The sequence below is a fragment of the Sulfuricurvum sp. genome, from assembly GCF_022759005.1.
In the GTDB taxonomy this organism is placed as follows: Bacteria; Campylobacterota; Campylobacteria; order Campylobacterales; family Sulfurimonadaceae; genus Sulfuricurvum.
The window spans coordinates 32,454-40,185 of record NZ_JAEMQA010000126.1; the positions used below are offsets into that span (position 1 = coordinate 32,454).

Below are 7,732 nucleotides of genomic sequence, written 5' to 3' on the forward strand. Positions count from 1 at the left end.
CCGCCCCAACCGTAAAAGGTATTGGCATTAGCGTTACCCACCATCGTATCGCCATAGCCAGAACTTCCGTAGACGACTTCAACGGTATTGGTAATAATATCGGTCCCTTCGGTTCCGCTGGATGTCCCCGTTGTCAAATTAGCCGCATCGACGAGATCGGCGGTAATCACCACTTTGGCCGTCGCACTGCGATAATCGGCAATATCCGTTCCGCCGCCACCATCCAAAGTGTCGTCTCCCGTTCCGCCTTGGAGAAGATCATCTCCTGCAGCGCCTTTGAGGATATCATTTCCTGCGCTTCCCATCAGCGTATCGCCACTGTCTCCGGCATAGAGGGTATCATTGCCCGCTCCGCCATCAATGGTGTTGTGTCCGTCTGAACCGCCGTGAGAGTTGGTGGCATCATCTCCGTACAAAATATCATTGCCGTCATTTCCGGATATGCGATCGGCGCCGAGATTTCCGTAGATGAGATTGACTGCACTGTCCCCATATAACGTATCGCCGGCATTACCGCCGGCGAGATTTTCTATGTTTTGGATCGATTGTGTTTCACCGTTACCATTGTTGATAATTTGCAACGTCGCGAGATTCACGTTCACCGACGTGTTGCGGCTTGAAAAATCGAGAGTATCGATACCCAGCCCGCCATCAATAACATCGCTGCCGTTACTCACTAAAAAAGTATCATTTCCTGCCGCCCCTTTTAGGGTATTGGCATTGTCATCACCCTTAATCGTATCATTTCCGCTGCCGCCGGTGATATTTTCAAATTCGAAGAAAATACTTGCATTCGTATTGACCGTTCCGCCGGTTGTGGATTGGGTGCTCATGTCGATCGCTAAATCGGTCGTTATATCGGAAAAATCGAGTGTATCATTGGTTGCGGCGATATTCCCGCTCCCGTTGTCACCGTAAACGCTATCCCCGTCGATCGAACCGTAGAGTAGATCGTTTCCGGCTCCGCCGTACAGGGTGTCGATTCCACTGCCACCGCGCAGAGTATCATTTCCCGCCTCGCCGTAGAGTTTTTCAGCAAGCGCTCCGCCATTGATGATGTCATTGCCCCCGCCGGTGTAGATTGTTGTTAAAATACCGCTGTCTCCACCGGTGATCGTATCGGCACCCGTGCCGGAGCGTAAAATCTCGATGGTTGTGGTATCAACCACATCAAGACCGTCGCCCGTAATGATCCCTAGGTTCAGCTGAGCAGAGATGGCAATATTATTGGTTGCATAGTCGAGGGTATCGATACCGGCACCACCGTACATGGTATCATTTCCGGCGTCTCCTCTGAGAATATCGCCTCCATTCCCTGCATACAAGGTATCGATCCCCGCACCTCCTGATAGGGTATTACTTCCGTCGCTTGCTCCATCGCTATTGGTCACATTATCACCATAAATGATATCGTTGCCGCTGCCGCCGGTGATCTTATCTGCACCCAGATTACCGTAGAAGATCATATCCGCACTACCGCCGCCAAGGGTATCGTTGCCGCTACCGGAATCGAAAATTTCTATAGCGTTTAAGGTATCTGTTCCGATACTATTGGTGCTATCGGTGACGGTTGTTCCGCTACTCAACGTGATGTTGGAAGTGACTGCGGTATAGTCGATTTTATCGGCTGTTCCCGCATCTCCGTAGTAAGAGTCCGATGCTCCGTCTATCGCTCCGATAATCAGGTCGTTGCCGTCTCCGCCGTATATGAGGTCATTTCCTGCACTGCCATCGAGGGTATCATCCCCTTCGTTTCCGTACAATTTGTTGTTTTGAGCATCTCCCGTGATCGTATCGTTCACTTTGGAGCCGCTAATGTTTTCGATGTTTTTAATGACTTCATCATTGCCGCCGGCTGTGCCGACAGTAACGGTCGTATAAGTAGAGCCGTTGAGTGTGACATTGATCACTTCAGAAATAGCGCTGTAATCGAGGGTATCGCTCCCTGATCCCCCATCGAGAGTATAAGACGCGCCATCAAACGCTGTGTTAACGCTAAACGTATCGGCTCCCGCTCCGGTTTGTATTTTTTCGATATTTGCAAAATAGTCTTTTGCGGTAGCGCTTCCGGTTTGGGCGATGGATTGTGCACCCATATCGACGGTAATGTTGGTAGACGCAGTATATGCGCTATAGTCGGCCGTATCTCCGGCCGTATCGGCTTGCCCATCCAATCGGTCTCCGTCGAGATTACCGCTGAGGGTATCGTTTCCGCTACCTCCCAAGAGGGTATTGGCTACACCGCTTTTGCCGATGAGGATATCGTTTCCGCTTCCGGCGATCACATTTTGGATATTGCTAATCGAATCACTTATGGATGGTGTTGCGTTGAGATACCCTTTTGCCGTATTGAGATTAACCGTCGCATCGGTCGCAAAACCGCTGTAATCGACGGTGTTTCTCTCTGATGCACCGCTCCCACCGTCGATGATGTCCCCGTCATATCCGCCGAATATCGTATCGTTTCCGGTTCCGCCGCTGATTTGATCGGCTCCTCCGTTACCGCGAAGGGTGTCATCTCCGGCTCCGCCGGTTAGACTATTGGCGTTCGCATCACCTGTAATGGTGTCATTTTGCGCCGTACCGATGATATTTTCGATGCCGTAGAGGGTGTCGGTTCCATCGGTAGAGGCATTGCCGACAACTTGTCCGCTAACGCGTGTGAGATCGGCATCGATAGCGGTGATAGAAGCGGAGTAATCGGCTGTATCGTTACCGCTGTCATGGGTAGTGTCAGTTCCTCCGATAAAGGTATCATCACCCGCACCCCCGATAAAGGTATCGTTGCCCGCACCTCCGCTCATGATATTATCGGCGCTGTTTCCGGTGATTTTGTCGTTGCCGCTTCCGGTCGTGACGTTTTGGAGGTTCGTTAGCGTATCCGAGTTCGTTGCATTCGCGGTGGTTCCGGTCACATAAATATTTTTGGACGATGCGCTAAGATCAACCGTGAGATTTTGAGTGCGCGCGGAGTAGTCGGCCACATTGGTACCGGCTCCACCGTCCAATACGTCCCCATCGATATTTCCGGTGAGGGTGTCGTTGCCGTCGCCGCCTGATAGGATATTGATCGAACTGCTGCGCCCGATCATGGTGTCATCACCGGCAGTACCGTATATCTCTTCGATACTGTTTAGAGTATCGGTCGATACGGTTGCTTTGGAGGCGTCGCGCAGATACACGGCATTAGCGGAGAGATTGACAAATATATTGTCAACTCCCGCGATGGCAACAGAGTAGTCGACTCTGTCAGCGTTTGAGCTTGCATCAGTGCTGCTTAAGGTGTCATTTCCATAATAAATATCACCGCCTGCACTGGCAAAAAAGGTATCGTTTCCGCCGCTCCCGATGAGGGTGTCGGATAAGCTTGAACCGCTCATAATGTCGGCTGAACTTGAGCCTTTGATAATTTCGATGTCGACTAGGGTATCGGTAGAACCGAGCCCGTCGATCACCGTTCCGGCCGCGAGATTCACCGTAACCGAGTTTGATGTCGAATAATCGGCCATATCCTGCCCTGATCCTCCATCGAGCGTATCGGCCCCCGCACCGCCCATCAGAGTATCTGCGCCTGCCATCCCTCTGAGAATATTCGTATTGGTATCACCGACTAATGTATCATCTCCTGCGGCTCCGATTACATTTTCTATATTAATCAGAGTGTCTATATTGGTGCTGCCGCCGAGGGTCACATGAAGATTGCCGCTCGAGAGTGAATAGTCGACGGTATCTATCCCGTTTCCGCCATCAAAGGTGTCTAAACCTTCATTATGGGAAAAGAATAGATCATTCCCATCTAATCCACGCAATGTATTTGCCGTACCGCTTTTATCGGTTATCGTATCGCCGTGAGTTGAGCCGAGAATATTTTCAATCGAGACAAGGGTATCTGTATCCCCACCTCCGGCATTTGCGGAACCTGTACCTAAATCGATGGTGACACCGCTGCCCGCATAGCCATAATCGACCCAGTCGCTTCCTCCACTCCCTCCATTGAGAGTATTTGCCAGCTCATTACCCGCTAACGTATCGTCATAGGCCGATCCGATAATGTTTTCTAGGTTCAGTAATCGATCGCTCCCCTCTCCGGTTGCCGAACCGATAGAGCCGGATAGTCCTAAATTGACGACTACTTTTGCGGATGAAGCGCTAAAATCAACGGTATCGTAGCCGCTTCCCCCATTAAGTAGATCATCTCCGCTCCCCCCTTTGAGGATATCATTCCCCCCGACAACAGTCGCTAGAGTTGTCGTTCCATCAACAATATACTCTTGGCTTTGATCCGCTTCAACGACGAGGACTGAGGTACTTAAAATAGGGGCGGAATCTCCATAAATCGTATCGTTCTCAGACCCACCGCTCAAAACGTCGTTCCCAGTATAGAGGGTCCCTGCAATCAGAGCATCAATCATCATGTCACCGACGATCGTATCGGCACCCGTCCCACCGGAAATCGTATCATCATCACTGGTGATGGCGGTGGCTGAATGATCATAACCCCCGATTAAAAGGTTATTGGAGTTGTCTCCGGTTATGATGTCTTTGTACTGTGTTCCCGCAATGTTTTCGACATTTTTGATTTTAGTCGATGTGGAGGTTGCCGTTCCCCCGATATTGACGATCGTACCGTTGCTTGAATTGTTCAGAGTAACGTTGATCCCGTTTAAATTGTTTGAAAAATCGGCGGTGTCGGTGTTGTCTCCTCCATCGATGATCGTATCCTCAGTACTTCCGATCAGCCAATCGTTACCGGCTCCGCCGTCGAGCCAATCGGCACCTCCACGCCCTTCGATCGTATCGTTTCCTTCTCCCCCCTGGAGTTTATTGGCATTGCCGTCTCCCCGAATGGTATCGTCGTATTTCGAACCGACTACGTATTCGAGATTGGTGAGGGTATCTGTGAAGCTTAACGACGTTTCTCCCGTGGCAATATCTGCAGTGGAATCGTAGACGGTCGCACCGCTTCCGGTACCCGCTTTCAGATCAACGATAACTCCGGCATTGTCATTGGAATATCCGCTGTTTGCAAAGAGAAAATCATCGCTGTATTTGCTTATAAAAGAGTAATCGAGTGTATCTAATCCATCTCCACCGTCAATAATATTGGTTCCGGCTCCTCCACTAAGAGTATCGTTCCCTTTATTGCCGTTGAGAGTATCATCCCCGATATTTCCATAAATCGTATCGTTTGAAAGCCCGCCATAGACCGTTGAATCGTGTGTTCCGGTATAAATGATATTTTCATTCGGAGTCGTATCAAGGACAAATCCGGTTTGATAGCGTCCCGTATAGGTATAGTCTGCTTCAGAGTTTACTGTTTTTACGATAACCCCTACGTCTTTGGAACTAGTTAGGGTATCAAGAACCGGTACAACTACGGATCCCTGATTGGCCAAAGGAACATTGGCAAGATCAAAGTGCGAGGTCAAATCGACCTGCATCAGCGTATCGAGGTTGGGAGTGATATCGGATGGTCTGTATTGGATATAAAACTCAATGATTTCCCCGCCGTCACTGGCGGTAGAGGTAAACCCGGTGGTTTTTTGAAGACTCCAACCTCCGCCAACGGAATTGGCGGACGTTCCGTCGGCGTTCAATATTTGGTACCCGCTTGAAAGCCCTGTAATCGTAATATCAGTTATTCCAAAACCGACAGGCTGTGATATGTTGAGTCGAACTAATTTGGTGAGATAGGTTCCGTTAACATCAATGAATGCGGGATTGTCTGCCGTAATGACATCAGGATTGGCGCTGTTGCGATAATCGAGCGTTTCAGGTTGAAATTGTGCGCTTGCCGATTTACTGACATTCCCCAGCGCACTCCCAGTCCCCCCTAAAACGGTTGTAATGCCGCCGGACGTAGAATCGGAGCTTTTGATTTGGTAAAAACCGATATCAAAGGAAAGTGCAGCGGAGACGTCAGCAACATTGTCTTGGGATTTGCTTTGTGTTTCTGTCAAATCGGATTTATGGGTTTCTGTAGAACTCGCATTTTGTGTGCTGGTGAAATCGGGTGCCTCTTTGAGGTACTTTCCAGACTCGTTTTTTGGACCGACTTCGTCTTGGGGCTTTATATTCGGCTGCGGATCGACGTAATAGGCGTTGTAATCGGTAACTTTTTCATTCGTCTGTTTTTGGGATGTTTGCGTTGTTTTGTCAACATTGATCGGGGTGATGTCTCCTGAAGCAAGGAGAGAATCTTTGGTTGTTTGAACGATATTGTTGACTTTGTTCAAAATATCACTGACGGTAAATTTATCATTTCCCGGAATTTTGATGATGGGAGGAAGCTCTTCAAACGCCATCATACCCAATGAAACAAAGGTGATTTTCCCCCCATTTGGTAGTGTTGCAACAACATCCGTATCGACGATTTGGTACGTTGCGTTGGCTAAATTGATGGTACTTTTGAGCTCATCGCCGGGGCGCAGATAGATATTGATATTTTCCCCTGCTTTAGGGACGCTATTGAGCGAAATATTGTTTTTGCCGTAATTTATTTGAAGTTCATTACTCATCAATATCCTTTTATGCTTCCATAAAACCCATAGGTTGGTAGTTCTGGTTGATATTATACACTAAGAGAGAAATAGTGTTTTCACAAAATGGTATAAAAAGTAATGATTAAGGATTAATTTCGTATCTAAAACCTATAATCTTTGTACGAGATAAAAAGTTTTAAAATCAAGGTTTTGGATGAAAAAGATAGTAGCGGCAATGATGATGACGAGTGCTTTGATGGCCAATGATAGCGGAATATACGTTGGAGTTGATGTGGGATCAGCCGATAATACGGATAAAATGAGTGTTGAACGGGCAACTTTCAAAAATGACAATCGGTACAATGAGGTAAAAGTCAAAGTCGGATTCGAAGCGGATGAAGCGACAAAAGTACAACTTACCTTTTCAAAAATAGAGTATGACGAAAAGGTATTTCCACCAAATAGTACAGGGACGACTTTGTATGAGGGGGGGATTGATTTGATTAAAGAGTTTGAAATCACATCATCTTTGTACCCTTTTATCAAAATCGGTATCGGCTATGGAAAAATGGATTCCAAACATGCCGTGATGGATAACGTCAAAGAGATTAGTTCGAATATCGGTGCCGGAATACTGTACAAACTCATCGGAGGCGTTTCCGCTGAGGTCGGATGTGACTATGTTTATCGCCGTTGGGATAACGTATCGGACGGTTCGTTGACGTATGAGATGAGAGGATCGGCGATCAAGCCCTACGTCGGTCTAAACTACGAATTTTAATTTTCAATTCGATACAAGAGCTTTTTGCTATAATCACGCCACTCATTTGCCTCAGCAAGGGCAATGGGGAGAGATTATTACAGGAGTTTCAGTATGAAACACGCATCGATGGGCAAATACCGCCCGTATCCTCAAGTTGATTTGCCAAATAGAACTTGGCCGTCCAAAACCATTACGCACGCTCCGATCTGGTGCAGTGTCGATCTTCGCGACGGAAACCAGGCGTTGATCACCCCGATGAATTTGGAACAAAAACTCTCTCTCTTCAACCTCTTGCTGAAAATCGGATTTAAAAACATTGAGGTGGGATTTCCTTCTGCATCAAAGGTAGAATTTGATTTCTTGCGCACCTTGGTCGAGCAAAAATTGATTCCCGATGATGTAACGGTTCAAGTTCTCGTCCAGGCGCGCGAACATTTGATCGACAAAACATTTGAAGCGCTCGCGGGGGTCAAAAAAGCGATTGTCC

Annotated in this window: 1 protein-coding gene and 2 pseudogenes; 2 read left to right on the top strand and 1 reads right to left on the bottom strand. The window is 47.9% G+C overall.

All coding sequences use genetic code 11. The features are described 5' to 3' along the window. Window positions 1-6,518, bottom strand: a pseudogene (locus JHC35_RS07880) (hypothetical protein); the annotation flags it as partial. Window positions 6,519-6,696: 178 nt separating this feature from the next. Here JHC35_RS07880 and JHC35_RS07885 point away from each other — a divergent pair. Both JHC35_RS07885 and JHC35_RS07890 read left to right on the top strand, forming a co-directional pair. After that, complete coding sequence (locus tag JHC35_RS07885) at window positions 6,697-7,263, top strand: outer membrane beta-barrel protein (protein ID WP_295043895.1); 567 nt, start codon at window positions 6,697-6,699, stop codon at window positions 7,261-7,263. A 93-nt stretch (window positions 7,264-7,356) separates the two neighbouring features. Next, a pseudogene (locus JHC35_RS07890) lies at window positions 7,357-7,732 on the top strand (2-isopropylmalate synthase); the annotation flags it as partial.

What these genes read in the sequence shown, in the direction of transcription:
- JHC35_RS07885 (WP_295043895.1), top strand. Translation starts at nt 6,697, where the DNA reads ATGAAAAAGATAGTAGCGGCAATGATGATGACGAGTGCTTTGATGGCC.